This window comes from Kitasatospora sp. NPDC058190 (genome assembly GCF_042883685.1).
Taxonomy (GTDB): domain Bacteria; phylum Actinomycetota; class Actinomycetes; order Streptomycetales; family Streptomycetaceae; genus Kitasatospora.
Genome location: NZ_JBHVVI010000010.1, coordinates 12,427 through 28,076 on the forward strand (window position 1 = coordinate 12,427; position 15,650 = coordinate 28,076).

Annotated in this window: 16 protein-coding genes; 5 read left to right on the plus strand and 11 right to left on the minus strand. The window is 73.4% G+C overall.

All coding sequences use genetic code 11. The features are described 5' to 3' along the window. Window positions 1-154: 154 nt before the first annotated feature. A complete protein-coding gene (locus ACFVWU_RS06800; RefSeq protein WP_387616538.1) occupies window positions 155-1,777 on the plus strand; it encodes a sigma-70 family RNA polymerase sigma factor in 1,623 nt (540 codons plus the stop codon). 29 nt (window positions 1,778-1,806) lie between these two features. Here ACFVWU_RS06800 and ACFVWU_RS06805 read toward each other — a convergent pair whose 3' ends face one another. The 4 genes from ACFVWU_RS06805 to ACFVWU_RS06820 form a co-directional block, all read right to left on the minus strand. Beyond that, window positions 1,807-2,043, minus strand: coding sequence for a hypothetical protein (locus ACFVWU_RS06805; protein ID WP_387616540.1), 237 nt, complete (start codon window positions 2,041-2,043; stop codon window positions 1,807-1,809). A 191-nt stretch (window positions 2,044-2,234) separates the two neighbouring features. Continuing rightward, a complete protein-coding gene (locus ACFVWU_RS06810; protein ID WP_387616542.1) occupies window positions 2,235-3,014 on the minus strand; it encodes a hypothetical protein in 780 nt (259 codons plus the stop codon). Continuing rightward, the gene (locus ACFVWU_RS06815; protein WP_387616544.1) at window positions 3,001-3,531 is read right to left on the minus strand and encodes a SigE family RNA polymerase sigma factor; all 531 of its coding nucleotides are present in this window, start codon (window positions 3,529-3,531) and stop codon (window positions 3,001-3,003) included. The genes ACFVWU_RS06810 and ACFVWU_RS06815 overlap by 14 nt, the downstream gene beginning before the upstream one ends. 372 nt (window positions 3,532-3,903) lie before the next feature. Then, window positions 3,904-5,424, minus strand: coding sequence for a M1 family metallopeptidase (locus ACFVWU_RS06820; RefSeq protein WP_387616546.1), 1,521 nt, complete (start codon window positions 5,422-5,424; stop codon window positions 3,904-3,906). Between the two features lie 328 nt (window positions 5,425-5,752). Here ACFVWU_RS06820 and ACFVWU_RS06825 point away from each other — a divergent pair, with 328 nt between their 5' ends. Further along, the gene (locus ACFVWU_RS06825; RefSeq protein ID WP_387616548.1) at window positions 5,753-6,658 is read left to right on the plus strand and encodes a carbohydrate kinase; all 906 of its coding nucleotides are present in this window, start codon (window positions 5,753-5,755) and stop codon (window positions 6,656-6,658) included. Between the two features lie 22 nt (window positions 6,659-6,680). Here ACFVWU_RS06825 and ACFVWU_RS06830 read toward each other — a convergent pair whose 3' ends face one another. Further along, window positions 6,681-7,220, minus strand: coding sequence for a GNAT family N-acetyltransferase (locus ACFVWU_RS06830; RefSeq protein ID WP_387616550.1), 540 nt, complete (start codon window positions 7,218-7,220; stop codon window positions 6,681-6,683). A gap of 241 nt (window positions 7,221-7,461) precedes the next feature. On the opposite strand from ACFVWU_RS06830, the gene ACFVWU_RS06835 reads away from it, so the two are divergent. Continuing rightward, on the plus strand, window positions 7,462-8,448 hold the full coding sequence (locus tag ACFVWU_RS06835; RefSeq protein WP_387616552.1) for a polysaccharide deacetylase family protein: 987 nt from the start codon (window positions 7,462-7,464) through the stop codon (window positions 8,446-8,448). A 22-nt stretch (window positions 8,449-8,470) separates the two neighbouring features. Here the strand turns inward: ACFVWU_RS06835 and ACFVWU_RS06840 are convergent, their stop codons facing one another. The 5 genes from ACFVWU_RS06840 to ACFVWU_RS06860 form a co-directional block, all read right to left on the minus strand. Then, window positions 8,471-8,902 carry a YchJ family protein gene (locus tag ACFVWU_RS06840; protein ID WP_387616554.1) on the minus strand — a complete coding sequence of 144 codons (432 nt, stop codon included), beginning with the start codon at window positions 8,900-8,902 and terminating at the stop codon, window positions 8,471-8,473. A gap of 112 nt (window positions 8,903-9,014) precedes the next feature. Next, the gene (locus ACFVWU_RS06845) at window positions 9,015-9,668 is read right to left on the minus strand and encodes an NADPH-dependent F420 reductase (RefSeq protein ID WP_387616555.1); all 654 of its coding nucleotides are present in this window, start codon (window positions 9,666-9,668) and stop codon (window positions 9,015-9,017) included. A gap of 92 nt (window positions 9,669-9,760) precedes the next feature. Further along, on the minus strand, window positions 9,761-10,111 hold the full coding sequence (locus tag ACFVWU_RS06850) for a hypothetical protein (RefSeq protein ID WP_387616557.1): 351 nt from the start codon (window positions 10,109-10,111) through the stop codon (window positions 9,761-9,763). Window positions 10,112-10,183: 72 nt separating this feature from the next. Further along, window positions 10,184-11,728, minus strand: a complete 1,545-nt coding sequence (locus ACFVWU_RS06855; protein WP_387616559.1) for an FAD-dependent monooxygenase — start codon at window positions 11,726-11,728, stop codon at window positions 10,184-10,186. 27 nt (window positions 11,729-11,755) lie between these two features. Next, complete coding sequence (locus tag ACFVWU_RS06860; RefSeq protein WP_387616561.1) at window positions 11,756-12,370, minus strand: TetR family transcriptional regulator; 615 nt, start codon at window positions 12,368-12,370, stop codon at window positions 11,756-11,758. Window positions 12,371-12,573: 203 nt separating this feature from the next. On the opposite strand from ACFVWU_RS06860, the gene ACFVWU_RS06865 reads away from it, so the two are divergent. After that, a complete protein-coding gene (locus ACFVWU_RS06865; RefSeq protein WP_387616563.1) occupies window positions 12,574-12,978 on the plus strand; it encodes a hypothetical protein in 405 nt (134 codons plus the stop codon). An 84-nt stretch (window positions 12,979-13,062) separates the two neighbouring features. On the opposite strand, the gene ACFVWU_RS06870 is transcribed toward ACFVWU_RS06865, so the two are convergent. Further along, window positions 13,063-14,685, minus strand: a complete 1,623-nt coding sequence (locus ACFVWU_RS06870) for a cytochrome bc complex cytochrome b subunit (RefSeq protein ID WP_387616706.1) — start codon at window positions 14,683-14,685, stop codon at window positions 13,063-13,065. 408 nt (window positions 14,686-15,093) lie between these two features. Between ACFVWU_RS06870 and ACFVWU_RS06875 the strand changes: the two genes are divergently transcribed. After that, window positions 15,094-15,411 (plus strand): hypothetical protein, encoded by a 318-nt coding sequence (locus ACFVWU_RS06875; protein ID WP_387616565.1) that lies wholly within the window; start codon window positions 15,094-15,096, stop codon window positions 15,409-15,411. Window positions 15,412-15,650 lie beyond the last annotated feature (239 nt).

Consider the following 15,650-nt stretch of genomic DNA (forward strand, 5'->3'; position numbering starts at 1 on the left):
GGCGGTTCCGGCACCGGAGCCGGGGGAGCTCCCGCACCGGCCCTCGACCGGGCCGATTTTCCGATTCCGCGCACATTGTTGTTATCTGATCACTCCCCACCGGTCTCCGAGGAGGCAGCGGCGGACGGAAACACGGCAAGACGGAGTGCGGACCATGAACGCTGATGTGCAGAACAGGGCCGGGACGACCCTGGTACTCGCGGCGCAGGCAGGCGATCGGCAGGCCCAGGAGGCGCTGGTCGCCACCTGGCTGCCGCTCGTCTACAACGTGGCCGGCCGCGCCCTCGCCGGCCACGCCGACGTGGACGATGTCGCCCAGGAGACCATGATCCGCGCCCTGGACGGCCTGGACGGGCTCCGCGACCCGGAGTCCTTCCGGTCCTGGCTGGTCGCCATCACCATGAACCAGGTGCGCCGTCGCCATGCGGCCGGGCAGCAGCAGCTCACCGTCGGAGGTCTGGACGAGACCTGGGAAGTCCCGGACCCCCGAGCCGACTTCACCGATCTGACCATCCTGCGCCTCGGCCTCTCCGGTCAGCGCCGCGAGGTGGCCGAGGCCACCCGCTGGCTGGACCCGGACGACCGCGAACTGCTCGCCCTGTGGTGGCTGGAGGCCAGCGGCGAACTCACCCGCGCCGAGCTCGCCGAAGCCATCGACCTGTCCCCGCAGCACGCCGCCGTCCGCGTCCAGCGGATGAAGAAACAGCTGGAGGCCGGCCGGATGGTGGTCCGCGCCCTCGGCGCCTACCCGCGCTGCCCCGGGCTCTCCGAGGTCACCGCCGGCTTCGACGGCACCCCCAACTCGGTCTGGCGCAAGCGCATCGCCCGCCACATCCGCAGCTGCGGCGCCTGCGACGGCCTCGGCCGCGACCTCTTCCCCGCCGAAGGGCTGCTGGCCGGGCTCGTCCTGGTCCCGATCCCGTTGGACTCGCCCGCCCTGCTGCACTTCCAGCACACCGCGGCCACCGCCGCCACGACCGCCGTGCACTCCGCCGCCGCCGCGGGAGGCGGCGCGGCCGGAACCGGCGGAGGTGCCGGAACGGGCGGAGGCGCGGGCACCGGAACGGCCGGCGGCGCCGGCTCCCACGGCGGTTGGGCCGGTACCGCCGCCCGCAAGGCCGCCCTGGCGAGCGGCGCGGCCGCAGCGGTCGCCGTGACCACCCTCGCCCTGGTCTGGCCGAACCACGCCGAGCCGCCGCGCGTCACCGCACCCGAACCGACCGCCCCGGCCGCCGCCCTGGAGGCCCTGCCGACCCTGGTCTCGACCCCGTCGGCCACCCCGACGCCGACGCCCACGCCCACGCCGGCACCCACGCCGACACCCACCACCGAGACTCCGACGCCGACTCCCACGCCGACCACGACCCGGCCGACCGTCGCCGCGCCGCCACCCAGTCCGGAACGGCAGCTCGTGGACCTGGTCAACGCCGAACGCGCCAAGGCGGGTTGCGCCCCGCTGCGGATCGACCCCCGGCTGCACAGCTCCGCCCAGAAGCACGCCGACGACATGGCCGCCCGCAACTTCTTCGATCACGTCAACCCTGACGGCGTCCGTCCCGACGCCCGGATCACCGCCGCCGGCTACCGCTGGTCCCAGTGGGGCGAGAACCTCGACCGAGGACCGACCGCGCCGGCGACCGTCTTCTCCCGCTGGATGGACGGCGGCATCCACCAGTCCAACATGCTCGACTGCGGCTTCAAGGACGTCGGTATCGGCGTGGCCAACAGCCCCGCCGGCACCCTGTGGACCCAGGACCTCGGCGCCCCGCTGTCCTGACCTGCCTCTTGTCCGACCGGCCCCGACTACTACGCGGGCGTGACCGGGACCAGCCCGTCGGCTGACCCGGTCACGTACCCGGTGGCGTGCCCGACCACGCCGCCCGCGTCGCCGACCTGCCCGGGCAGCGCGTCCGGCGCGCTGGTCAGCGAACCGGGCAGGCCCTCCTGACCGCCGACGGCACTGGCGTGCGCACTCGGCGCGGTGAGGGAGGCCACGACACCCACGGCGAGCGACGCGACGGCGAGCATGCTGCGCTTCTTCATGGCCGGTCCAACGAGGCTGCGCCGCGAGGGTTACGGGCGGTTCCGGATCCACCGGGTCACCCGACTCGCACAGCGCGGCCTCCTCAGCGCGCGAGCGCCTCGTGGTCCCCCGTTACCCCACGAGGGCGTGACGGGGTAGGGACACGGCGGGTCCGTTCCGTCGATGAGTGGTCAGGAGGACGGGCGGAAGGTCAGCGGGCGATCCGGAGGGAGTCGAGCACCTGCTGCACCTGCTGCAGCGTCCGGTCCGAGGGCGCCCGGACACAGGCCGTCAGCTCGATCCGCACACCGGCGTTCCGGAGGATGACGCTCCGGTGCCCGACGAGCTCCTGGTTGCCGTTCTGGCTGGCACAGTCCTTGTCGACCGCGATGCCGACCATGCCGGTGGTCTCCCCGCCGGTCGTTCCGGTCGAGTCCGTAAACCCGACCACCTTCAGGGTGAGGAGGGCTCGGTCCGAGGTCAGCGCTCCGATCGGCGGGCAGAAGACGGCCGTCTGGGGACAGGGGACCTTCGTGTCGAACTGCCGGTTGGCCAGGTAGCCGAGGTGGTCGCCCGGGCCGTCCACGCCCGAGACCTGTGCGTACCAGCCCGGCGGCAGGGCGGCGGTGAGACCGTCGGCCTGCGGGAAGCGCACGAGGTTCCCGGCCTGCGCGGGCGAGACGGACGGCGTCGGCGCGTACGAGGGTGAAGAGGTGCCCGCCGGGCGCTCCGCTGCCGGTCCGACGGCGCCCCGGTCCGGCGCCGGGGCGATCGCCGGCGCGGCGGCCAGCACAGCGGCGAGCAGCCCGCCGCTGAGTCCGAGTCCGAGCCCGGTGGCCCGTCGCCGTCGCCTGCTCCGGTCGGCGCGTGCGAGCACCCGCTCCATCCGGTCCTCCGGCGCGGCCAGGGCGGGGACGGCCCGGTGCAGCAGGTCGCGCAGTTCCTCCTCCTCGGTCTCCCCGCCGTCGCGCCTCGGCTCAGACCAGCTCACGGCGTCCCCCGTTCAGCAGCAGTTCCCGGGCCGGGAGCCGTCCGCGCAGGGAGGCCAGTGCCCGGTGCGTCTGGCTCTTCACCGTGCCGGGGGTGCAACGCAGCACCTCGGCGGTCTCCTCCACACTGAGGTCCTCGAAGAAGCGCAGCACCACCACAGCGCGCTGGCGCGGCGGCAGCGCCCGGACCGCCTCGGCTACCACCTGGCCGAGCACCACCCCCTCGAAGGGGTCGGCGGCTGCCGGCGGCGGCTCCGGGAGTTCGCCGTGCGGTAGCTCCCCGGTCCAGCGCCGCCGCCACCAGGAGACGTGGCAGTTGACCAGCACCTTCCGCAGATAGGCCTCGGGCCGGTCGGGCGCGATCCGCTCCCAGCGGGGCCAGAGCTTGGCCAGCGCGGTCTGCAACAGGTCCTCGGCCTGGTGCGGGTCGCCGGTCAGCAGCCAGGCCGTGCGCAACAGTTTCGGACTGCAGGCGGCGACGAACTCCGCGAAGTCCGGTCCTGGTGTTGCGTCCCTCATCCTGCAGCCGTCCCCGCCATGGTCTCCGCACCGTTCCCGTCAGCCGTTGCGGCCGGTCGGGCCGCGTCCTCGATGGTGTCGTTCTCACGGCTGCTGAACGCGGTGGGCGGCGGTGTGGGTTGCCTGTCAACGGCGGAAATTTTCTCACGGCGGGCAGGCGGGCAGGCGGGCAGGCGGGCAGGTGCGAGGGCGGGTGGGCCGCAGACCTTGGACGGCCCGCGAGCCGGCCGGGACTCGGCCGGGCGGCGGGCGGGCCGTGGGGACCACCATGGCCCGCCCGGCCCCGCCCGGTCAGGGGCGTACGGGGAGCGCCCGGACGCACTTCCCCGCGCGACCGGGCGGGCGAAAGGCATCAGACCGTACGAAAGGAGATCAGAGCGTTCCCGATCCCGGCACCGCCTCGGTGTCGAACCGCCGGGCGGCGGCGGGCGGGGTCGAGGACACCGGCTCGACCGTCCAGTCCGGGTGACCCGGCATCGGCGGTGTGCGCGACCCGTACAGCCAGTCGGTGAGGAACCCGCCGAGGTCCTGCCCCGACACCTCGGAGGCCGTGCGGACGTAGTCGTGGGTGGTCGCGGTGCCGTAGCGGTGTTCGCGCAGGAAGGTGCGCTCGATCCGGTCGAAGGTGTCCGCGCCGACCTTCTCCCGCAGCGCGAACAGCACCAGCGCGCCGCCGGTGTAGCGCTGGCTGTCGAAGAGGTGGTCGGCGGTGGGGGAGGCGACCGGTCCGGCGTCGTGCCGCCACTGGTCGCCGAGTCCGTACAGATGGCGCATCCGGTCGACCAGGGTGGTGTGGCCCCAGTCGTCGGGCCAGCCGCGCTCGTAGCGGTAGTCGAGGCCGTAGTAGTCGGCGTGCCCCTCGTTGAGCCACAGATCGGCCCAGGTGGCGGGGGAGACGCTGTCGCCGAACCAGGAGTGCACCAGCTCGTGCATCATGTGCGAACCGATCGCCGGCTCGCCCTGGCGCAGGAAGTCCGGCTTGTAGAGGGTGAGGGTCTGGGTCTCCAGGCCGGTGAAGGCGAAGGCCGCCGGGTCGTCGGTGTTGGCCGGCATCAGGCCGTAGGCCTCGAACGGGAACGGGCCCAAGCGCCGCTCGGCCCATATGAGTTGGTCGGCGGTGAGGTCCAGGGCCGGGGCCAGCTCGGTGGCTCGGGCGGTCGGGACGACATCGCGCAGCGGCAGCCCGTGCGGGCCGGTGCGCTCGCGGACGGTGTAGTCGCCGACCGAGACCTGGACCAGTTCGGTGGCCATCGGCTCGCGGGAGACGTACCGCCGGGTGATGCGGCCGTCGCCGAGCCGCTCGGTCCGCGTCAACTCCCCGTTGGCCACGCCCAGCAGCTGGTCCGGGGCGGTCACCGCGATGGTGAAGCGGGCCTTGTCGCTGGGGTGGTCGTTGCAGGGGAAGACGGTGTGCGCGCCGGCGGGCTGGCCGGCCACCGCGAAGCCGTCCGGGGTCGGGACCCAGCCGGTGTGCGGCAGCCTGGCGCGCGGGTCGGCCGTGTACTCGACGGTCAGTCGCGTGGTGGTGCCGCGGTGCAGCCGCTTCGCCGGGGTCACGGTCAGCTTCTCGTCGTGGGTGGTGAACCCGGCCGGCCGCCCGTCGACCCGGACGGCGCGCACGTCCAGTCCGAGCGCGTCCAGCGACAGGCTGGCGAGCGTCCGGTCCGGCCGGGCGGTGATCACCGCGGTGGCGTCCACCGTGCGGGTGTCGGCCCGGTACTCGAAGGCGAGGTCGTACGCGAGCGCCCGGTAGCCGGTGTTGCCGAGCGAGGGGAAGACCGGGTCGCCCAGCCCGTCGGCGGCGGTGGCCGACGGCACGCCGGCGGACAGCACCGCCGCGCTGAGCGCGAGCGTCAGGGCGAGACCGGCACGGGGCCTGAACAGGGTGATCACCGCACTTCGGGAGCCGACAGTCGGGGCCGTGCAGCGGTACGCACGCGACGCACCGGGCAGGGATGCTAGTGGACCGTCAGGCCCGCGAGGGCGGGACGGCCCGGATCGTGACGACACGCGGACATCCCCCGGACGGCTCGCAGTGCTGGCGGGGTGCCCGGGCGGGGTCTAGTGTTCGAGGTGCTTCGTCCCCTGACGGACGGGGCCACGGCCGTCGGAGAACCTGGCCAGGTCCGGCGGCCGTACTTTCATGCCCTGACGACTCCCGGGCACACCCCGTAGGCTGACGGCCGGGACGACGCCCGCCCACCGGATGCCAGGAGCCGCAGTGACCAGCCCCGATGCCCACGTACTGGTGATCGGCGAGTGCGTCGCCGACATCGTCCGCACGGACGGGGCCCCGGATGTCGTGCACCCCGGCGGCAGCCCCGCCAACCTCGCCTACGGCCTGGCGCGGCTGGGCCGGCCCGCCGTGCTGCTCACCGAACTGGGGCCGGACGCCAACGGGCGGTTGATCCGCGCGCACCTGGAGTCCGCCGGGGTGGAGGTCCGGGCCGCGGAGGTGGCGCGGACGCCCTCGGCGGTGGTCCGGCTGGACGGACAGGGCCGGGCCCGGTACACCTTCGACGTCGGCTGGACCCTCCCGCCGACCGACCTCACCGTCACCCCCGCGGCCGTCCACTTCGGTTCGATCGGCGCGGTCAGCGAGCCGGGCGCGGCCTCGGTGCTGGCCCTGGTGGAGCGCTGGCGCGGCCGGGCGCAGATCAGCTACGACCCGAACGTGCGCCCCGCGCTGATGGGCGAGCGGGCGCGGGCCGTCCGACGGGTCGAGCGCTGCGTGGCGCTGAGCGACCTGGTGAAGGCGAGCGACGAGGACTTGGCCTGGCTCTACCCGGGTGAGCCCGCCGAGGCCGTCGCCGAGCGCTGGCTCACCCTGGGCCCCGCCGTGGTCGCCGTCACCCTCGGAGCCGAGGGCGCCTTCGCTCTCACCTCCGACGGCGGCCGCGAGCAGGCCCCGGCCGTCCCGGTGGCGGTCGCGGACACCGTCGGCGCCGGGGACTCCTTCATGGCCGCCTTCCTGCACGCCCGCGCCGGCGGCACCGACCTCCGAGGCTGCCTCACCCAGGCCGTCACCGCCGCCGCCCTCACCGTCTCCCGCCCCGGCGCCAACCCGCCCACGGCCGCCGAACTCACGGCGGCGTCGGCCCGCTGCCCGGAGGCCGGCGCGAGGTAGCGCCCCCGCTCTTCGCGGTCCGTCAACTCGACTGCGGGGCAAGCGCGGTGAGGTCCTTGCCGTACCACACCTGGGCGTACGGCCCGTTGTTGTAGGCGGGGATCTCCTGGTAGCCGTTCCGCAGGTACAGCGTGCGGGCTTCGATCAGGTCGAGGCGGGTGTCGAGGACGATCCGGTCGGCGCCCATGCTGCGGGCCGCCTCGTCGACGGCGCCGAGGAGGGCGGCTCCGCCGCCGGTGCCGCGGAGGGCGGGGCGGACGAAGACGCGGGTGAGCTCGACGGTGGTGGCGTCGTACCGGCGCAGGCCGGCGCAGGAGTGGGCGGTGCCGTGGTGGCGGCCGAGCAGGAAGAGGCCGCTCGGCGCGGCGAGGTCGTCGCTGGGGGACTCGGCCAGGCCGCCCTCCAGTTCCTCGGGGGTGCCCTCCCGGCCGAGGTGGAGGCGGTAGTAGCGGTTGGCCACGTCGTAGTAGTAGTCGCGCAGCAGCTCCAGGGCCTCGGGGGTGGTCACGTCGGCCGTGGTGACGGCCCAGAGGTCGGAGCGGCGGGGCGCGGCGTTCGTCATGTGCGCATGATCCGTTCCGGGGTGCCGTCGCCGCAAAGGGTTTTCGATCCGGCCGATTCCCGCGACGTCCGACCCGTTTCCGGTCGCGTCCGGTCGCGTCCGGCCGGTTCGGCGAAGGAACGGCGAGGCGAGCGGTGCGGCGTTGCCCCGGGCGGGTGACGGGGGGATTGGCGGGGGTGCGCGGTGGGGGAGCAGTGCAGCTATGAACAGACCATCAGGTTGTCACAAAAATAGGGGTTTGATGGCGAGTCAGAAGAAGCGGAGCGGTGTGCGGACCGGCCTGCTGGCCACCGTCTGCCTCTCCGCCGTCGTCGCCGGCTGCGCCGGGCCCGCCGGGTCCACCGGGTCCACCCAGCCCAAGGCCGCCCCGGCCGAGGCGGGCGCGGCACCCGCCGCCAGGGGCGGTTCGGCGGGCCACGGCGCGGCCCGACCGCCCGCCGAACCGGCCACGGTGCCGGGGCTGGCCCGCCAGGAGGAGGAGACCAGCGGCGAGGCGGCGGCCCGTCAGGAGTCCGTCGCCGGCGCCGCGCTGGAGACCGCGCGGCGCTGGGGCCTGGAGCGCCCGCCGCTGAAGGCGCCGCCCCGCCCGGCGACCAGGGTCGCGCTCACCCCGGTGCAGGGCGTCAAGCTGAAGGACGGCCGCCCACCCGTGGTCTTCCGGGTGCCGACCAACGACAAGGTGGTCTTCCTGACCGTCGACGACGGCTACGAGAAGGACCCGGCGTTCTCGAAGATGGCCGAGGAACTGGGGATCCCGCTCAGCGCCTTCCTCTCCGACTACCTGGTCCGCGACAACTACGGCTACTTCCGGGACCTGCACAAGCAGGGCGTGGAGATCAACAACCACACGATCAACCACCGCAACCTCAAGGTCCTCGACTACGAGACCCAGCGCAAGGAGATCTGCGACCAGCAGGACCAGCTGGAGCAGCAGATCGGCGCCCGCCCCCGGCTCTTCCGGCCCCCGTACGGCGAGTACAACGACGACACGCTGCGCGCGGCCGCGTCCTGCGGAGTGCAGGCGGTGCCGATGTGGAACGAGGAGGCCTTCCCGGATCACATGGAGTGGCGCTACGACGACCAGAAGCTGCACCCGGGCGACATCATCCTCACCCACTTCCGGGGCACCTCGGACTGGAAGGCCACCATGCCGGACCTGCTGCGCAAGGTGGTCAACGACGTCACTGCGGCCGGCTTCTCGCTGGGTCGCCTGGACGACTACCTGTAGGCGCCGACCGGCAGGGGGAGCCTCAGTCGAGCGAGAGGGCGTCCAGGTACACCCAGGCGCCCTCGTACCGGACGAACCGGCTGTGCTCGGCGAGCACCCCCTCCTCGCTGCCCTCCGTCCAGTGCGCCCGGAAGGCGACCGTCCCCTCGGCGTGGAAGGCGCCGCCCTCGGTGGTGGAGAGCACCTCCAGCCGGGTCCAGCGCAGCGCCGGGTCGAAGTCCACCTCGTCCGGCCGGGTGTCCGGGTGCCAGGTGCGCAGGAGGTAGGCCGCGTCCTGGACGGCGAAGGCGCTGAACCGGGAGCGCATCAGCGACTCGGCAGTGGTGGCCGCCGCCTGGCCGCGGTGCAGTCGGCCGCAGCAGTCGCCGTAGGCGGCGGGCAGGCCGCACGGGCACGGGGAGGACGGCAGCAGCCGGGGAGTGGTGGCGCGGGGCGCGGAACGACGTCGGGACATGCGGTCCATTGTCCCCCACCGCCGTCGGGCTTCCGCCGCGCCCCGTCCCACCGCCTACGCCGGGCCCGGTCCCACCGCGCACGGTGGGACCGGGCCCGAGGGCTGTCCGCCGTTACTCGGCCCGCCGGAAGGCGTAGTTGAACCCGGCGTCGCCGAAGTGCCCCATCATCCGGAGCCAGAACGGCATCATCATCTCGGTGGCCCGGGCACCCGTGATGTCCCCGAGGTCGACGATCCACCCGGCCGGCCAGCCGAACTCGCCCAGCAGCGCGACGGTGTCGGCCTTGGCGTCCGGGTCGTTCCCGGCGATGAACAGGTTGTGCTCACCGGCGAGCTTCCCCGGGTCGACCATCAGCGCGCAGTTCAGCGTGTTGAGCGCCTTCACCACCCGGGCCTCGGGGAACTCGCGCTGGATCCGCTCGCCGACGCTGTCGGTGTTCCCCGGGTCGAGGGTCACCCCGTCCGGGCCGAACACCAGCGGATTGGAGACGTCGATCAGCAGCTTCCCGGCCAGGTGCTCGGCCCCGGCCGCGCGCAGCGCCGCGAGGGAGACCGTCCCGCCGGTGGCGTTCAGCACCACCTCGCCGAAGGCGGCCGCCTCGGCGAAGGTGCCGGTGTGCCCGTCGGGGCCGGCCTGCCCGGCCCAGGCCAGCCCCTTCTCGTTGTCCTTGCCGCGGGAGCCCAGCGTCACCTGGTGGCCGAGCGAGACCAGCTTGCTGCCGAGGGTCTGCCCGACCACACCCGTGCCGATGATTCCGATGCGCACTGTTTCCCCGTCCGTCCGGTCGAGGCCCGTGCCTCGTGGAACGGGCCGCGACGACCATAGTTGACTTCCGGTCACCTGGTCGGGAACCGGCGTCACATGCTGTTCCCGGCGGTCATGAGCGCCAGTACCTCCACCGCCAGCGCGGCGACCGGGACGAGGCAGACGGCCACCCGGACCCGGTGGAACAGCCAGGAGGCGGGCCACTGGAGGACGAGCGCGACCATGGCCGTGATCAGCGCCGCGGAGGCGGCGGCCAGGTACGGCACGGCGGGGCACGGGCCCGGACTGTTGCAGGGGTCGGTGACCATCTCGCCCAGGCCGCGCAGGACGACGGCCCAGGGCAGGAGCATCAGGGTCACCGCGGTGGAGATCGCCGGGGCCCGCCACCAGCGGCGACGGTCGGACCCGGCCGGGGCGGCTGCGGTACGCGCGGATTCGCTCATGCCGTCCATGCTCCCGACCGCCCCTGCCGCTGCGGCAGCGGCGAGGTACTCGGTCCACCCGGGTACGGGTACTCAGTCGCGCGGCGTGCCGAACCAGGTGCGCAGCGCCCGTTCCAGCCCCGTCGGGTCCGCCTCGCCGACCTCCGACGCCCAGGCGACGTACCCGTCCGGGCGCAGCAGCAGCGCCCCGGCCGGCGGCTCGGCGCACTCCGCGGTCACCACGTCCACCCGGTCCTTCCACCCCGCCGCCCGGCCCGCGAGCCCGAGTGCGCCGCCGGTCAGGTTGAGCAGCAACGCCCGCCCACCCCTGGCGAGTTCGGCGAGCCGCAGATCCCCCTCGGCGGTGGTCAGCGCGAGTTCCGGTGCGAAGCCCCCGGCCCACGGGTGCGGGCAGTCGGTGTCGTAGCGGACGTCGCTGCCCGCCATCAGTGCGGCGATCCGGGCGAGGTTGTCCTCGTGGGAGAGCAGTTCGCCGACCAGGGCGCGCAGCGCGGTGGTCCCGGCGCCGGGGGCCATCAGCGCGATCTGGGCCTGGGAGTGCATGAACACCCGCTGGCCGATCGGGTGGCGCTCGCGGTGGTAGCTGTCCAGCAGGCCGGGCGGGGCCCAGCCCTGGAGTTCGGCGGCCAGCTTCCAGGCGAGGTTGGCGGCGTCCTGCAGGCCGAGGTTGAGGCCGGGGCCGCCGGTCGCGGCATGGACGTGGGCGGCGTCGCCGACCAGCAGGACGCGGCCGTCGCGGTAGCGCTCGGCGAGCCGGGTGTTGTGGCCGACGGTGCGGCGCGGGGTGAACGGACCGGCGGTGCGGGCCGGGGTGAGTTCGAGGTCGGCGCCGGTCACCCGGCGGATGCTGGCGCGCAGTTCGTCCAGGGTGAGCGGGGCCCGCTGGTCCACCGGCGGGCCGCCCCACTCCATGGTGGCGATCATGACCGCGTCCTCGTTGAAGGGGGAGATGACGAACACGCCGTGGTCGGTGCGGGTGTGGGTGTAGGGGCGGAACGGGGTCGGGCAGCCGGGCAGCAGGACCTCGCCGCTGTCGGTGGTGCGGAGCCCTTCGGGCAGCCGCACGTGCGCGACGCGGGAGACCGGGTCGGGCGAGGTGACGCCGGGGAAGCCGATGCCGGCGAGCTTGCGGACCGTGCTGCGGCCGCCGTCCGCGCCGACCAGGTAGCGGGCCCGCACCTGCCCGGCGCCGTCGGGGCCGTGGAGGTCGACGGTCACGCCGGTCGCGTCCTGGGTGAAGCCGGTGACCTCGCAGCCGCGGCGCACGGTGACGCCCAGTTCGAGGGCTCGCTCCTCCAGCACCTCCTCGATCCGGTGCTGCGGTACGGGCACGGCGTGCAGCGGGTTGGCGTCGAGCCGGTGCAGCTCCAGCGGGAAGGCGCCGAACACGAAGCGCGGCACGGGCTGCGGCGCGCCCGGGACGCCGCTGAGCGGCTGGTGGAGGCCGCGGTGGTCGAGCAGGCGGAGCACCTGGCCGACCAGCCCGTTGGCCTTCTGCTCGCCGGAGCGCTCGGGCAGCCGGTCCAGCACCACGGGCTGCACTCCGGCCAGCGCCAGTTCGCAGGCCAGGAACAGCCCGACCGGGCCGGCACCGACGATGATGACGTCGTTGGTCATCTCGAATCCCCCTCTGAGACGGTTCGTTCATGCGGACGACGGATCGGGCAGCCCGGCCGCCAGCTGCCGCAGCGCCTCGGCGAACAGCGGCTTGAAGGGCACCACCGGATCGGCGGTCAGGTAGTGCTCGTTGGCGACCTGCAGTGCGGAGAGCGCGGTCGCGGCGACCAGCTTCGGGTAGAGGTCCCGGTCGGCGTCGGTGCCGGTCCGGGCGGCCACCGCCGCCGTCAGTTCGGCCCGGGTCCGCGCGCCGCCGCGCGACAGCTCGGCCTGGAGCGACGGTTCGCGCAGCAGCAGCCGTATGGCGGCGATCCAGCGCTGGTCGGGCTCCGCTTCCGCGCCGTCGAAGGGCTCGACGAGGGCCTGGGTCAGCGCCTCCCACAGCGGTTCCTCCGCGGGGCGGGCCCGCAGTGCCTCGGCGGCCCGCAGGATCCGGTTGCGGTGCCGGAAGACGATCGCCTCGGCCTTGCTGGAGAAGTAGTTGTTGTAGGTGCGCGGGGAGACCCCGGCCGCGGCCGCGATGTCCTCCACCCGGACGTTCTCCAGCCCCCGTTCCGCCGCCAGGCGCAGTGCCGCCCAGCTCAGTGCCTCCCGCGTCGCGGCCTTCTTCCGTTCCCGCAGACCGGGCTGCCCGTTCGTCATGGCCACCACTGTCCCGCAAAAAGTGCGCGTCGCGCAATAGTGCGCGGCACGCAAGTTTTCCCCGGGTGTGCGGGCTGTGGCGAGCCGCCCCCCACCTGCGGTTCGTCGCTGGTAGTAGTTGCCTGATTGCGGAGCGATCCCCGGTAAGAGCCCCTTCCCGCAGGTTTCCGGCGGGACGACTCGACAGGACTTGAGGAGCGGTCATGGGTGGCAGACAGCGTCCGCCGAGAGCACGCACCCCCCGCCAGGGCAGGCCCGCCGACAACGGCGGCGGCCGGGTGAACTCCCGGGTGGGGATCGCCCGCATCGAGGGCTTCCTCGCCTGGGAGGCGGAGGTCGCGGCGGCCGAACGGGACGCCCGGGCCTTCGCCGCCCGGTTCCCCTGGCTGCCGGACGTGGAGCGGGAGAGCCTCGAACAGGCCTACGCCGCCGACCGGCTGCGCTATGCCGAGGAGGTCGTGGACCGCGCGGTCGGGCGCTGCCGCCGACTGGCCGCCCGCTACCGCGCCGAGTGCCGCCGGATCTGTACCCGCTGGGCGGCGCTCTGCCTCGCCGTCACCCTGGCGGCGGCGCTCTTCGCCGTTCTCCCCGCGGCCCTCAGGAGCTGAACGCCGCGGAGCGTGCCCGCGGCACGACGAGGGCCCGCTGCGCCGATTCCGGCGCAGCGGGCCCTCCGGGTTTCGATCCGGGGATCAGTGGTGGCCGTGGCCGCTGGTGATCTCCGCGTGCTCCTCGACGGTCGGCTTGGGGATCTGGCTGCCCTCGCCGTAGAAGCCGCGGGACAGCTTCGCCCGGGTGCGGGTCCACAGCCCGGCCTTGCGGGCCACGCCGTTCTCGTCCACCTCGGGCTCCAGCACGGTCGGCTCGGGCTGCTCGTGCGCGGTGAGGGTGTACAGCCGGCCCTGCGGCAGCGGCGCGTGCACCTCGACGTACTCGCCGTGCTGCAGCCGGTTGATGACGCCGGTCTCCCGGCCGTGCAGCACCTTGTCCTTGTCCCGCCGCTGCAGGCCCAGGCACCACCGCTTGGTGATCACGAAGACGACCACCGGCACGGCGAAGAAGCCGGCCCGCACCGCGTAGGTGATCGCGTTGATCGACAGGTGGAAGTGGGTCGCCAGCAGGTCGTTGCCGCCGCCGGCCAGCAGGATCAGGTAGAGGCTCACCCAGGCCGCGCCGAAGGCCGTGCGGACCGGCGCGTTGCGCGGCCGGTCGGCGATGTGGTGCTCGCCGCGGTCCCCGGTGACCCAGGCCTCCAGGAACGGCCAGCACCAGATGGCCAGCAGTACGGTCGGGAAGATCATCAGCGGGATGAACACTCCGAGGTTCAGGGTGTGGCCGCCCCAGACGCTGATCTCCCAGCCGGGCATCACCCGGATCAGGCCCTCGGAGAAGCCCATGTACCAGTCCGGCTGGGCGTCGGTCGACACCTGGTCGGGCCGGTACGGGCCGTAGGCCCAGATCGGGTTGACCGTGGCGATCGCCGACATGAACGCGACCACGCCGAAGACCAGGAAGAAGAAGCCGCCCGCCTTGGCCATGTAGACCGGCATCAGCGGCATGCCGACCACGTTGTCGTTGGTCCGGCCGGGCCCGGCGAACTGGGTGTGCTTGTGGTAGAAGACCAGGATCAGGTGCGCCGCGAGCAGGCCCACCATGATCCCCGGGATCAGCAGGATGTGGACGGTGAACAGGCGCGGGATGATGTCGGTGCCCGGGAACTGGCCGCCGAAGATGAAGAACTGCAGGTAGGTGCCGACGATCGGGACGGCCAGGATCGCGCCCTCCATGAAGCGGATGCCCGTGCCGGAGAGCAGGTCGTCGGGCAGCGAGTAGCCCATGAAGCCGTCGAACATGCCGAGGAACAACAGCAGCGCGCCGAAGACCCAGTTGATCTCACGGGGCTTGCGGAACGCACCGGTGAAGAACACGCGCAGCATGTGCGTGAACATCGAGGCGATGAAGACGATCGCCGCCCAGTGGTGGATCTGGCGCATCAGCAGGCCGCCGCGGACGTCGAAGCTGATGTTGATCGTGGAGGCGTAGGCCTGCGACATCGAGATGCCCTTGAGCGGGACGTACCGGCCGTCGTAGACGACCTCGCCCATGCTCGGATTGAAGAACAGGGTCAGCCAGACGCCGGTCAGGATGATGATGACGAAGGTGTAGAGCGCGACCTCGCCCAGCATGAAGGACCAGTGGTCCGGGAAGATCTTGCGCAGATTGGCCTTGGCCAGGGAGTAGATGCCGAGCCGGCCGTCGGTCCAGTCGGCGAGGGCCTCGGCCTTGTTCGCGGGCTTGGTGCGCTGGTTGGTCACCGGTCCCGGCTGCGACTGCTGGTCGGTTCTCACGACGGGCTCCCCGGCGTTCTCGGCGTGCCGTGGTGGAGGCCCGCCAGCGGGAACGCCGGCCGGCGAAGTGTTGTGATCATGGGACCTCTCGATACGGGTCCGCCGGTCGGACCGGCGCGCGGACCAGGTGCTCCGCCGGACCCGTTGCTCAGGGTGATGGAGCGCTTACTCTGTCATGCTGTCGGCAGGGGGCCGACTGTGCACGTCCATCGGCCCGTCCGGCCGTGCGTGTCGGGCCGGACGGGGGTTCCTGGCGCCCGATCGGCTGGCCGCCGCTCGGCCCAACGGGCGCCGATGCTGCGCTCGGGTGCAGCTGAACCGTTTCGGCGCGCGCCGCGTCCGGAGGTCCTGCGGGGTGGGGCCTACGCTGCGCCAATGGTGGATCACCGTGAACTCTTCGAGGACGTCGCCGCGGCCCTGGCCCGCGCCGGGTTCGACACCGCATCGGGCCCCTCACCCCTGTCGATCGGCCACCACCCCGAGGGCGTGGTGCTCGGCTGGTCGCCGGGCGCCGGGCCGGACGGGCCGCCCTCCGGGGAGGCGCGAGCGGCGGTGAGCGGCGCGGCCGCGCTCGTCCTGCGCGAGTGCGGCTTCCTGGTCACCGAGACGGAGGAGGGGGAACTGCTGGTGCGCTGCGCCGAACCGGTGACGGTCCCTCCGGAGCCTGCGGCGCCCGAGCAGTGGTGGGGGTGACGCCGGCCTCCCCCCGGCCCCGCGACCTGCCGGGTTGACGGTCGCATGGGTGTTCCCATACCGAACCCTTACCTGAAGCAGGGGTGCACTTGACCGCAGCGGCTCTAAGGTTTGCCTAAGCTAAGCGAAACGCCCTGGACCCCGGTGTCCGGGGCGTTCGCCGTGCCGCGCCGCCGTCACCACGGCGGCGCGCCGAGGACAGGTAACAACCCGGGGCGGCCCGGGGGAGGAGCCCGCTG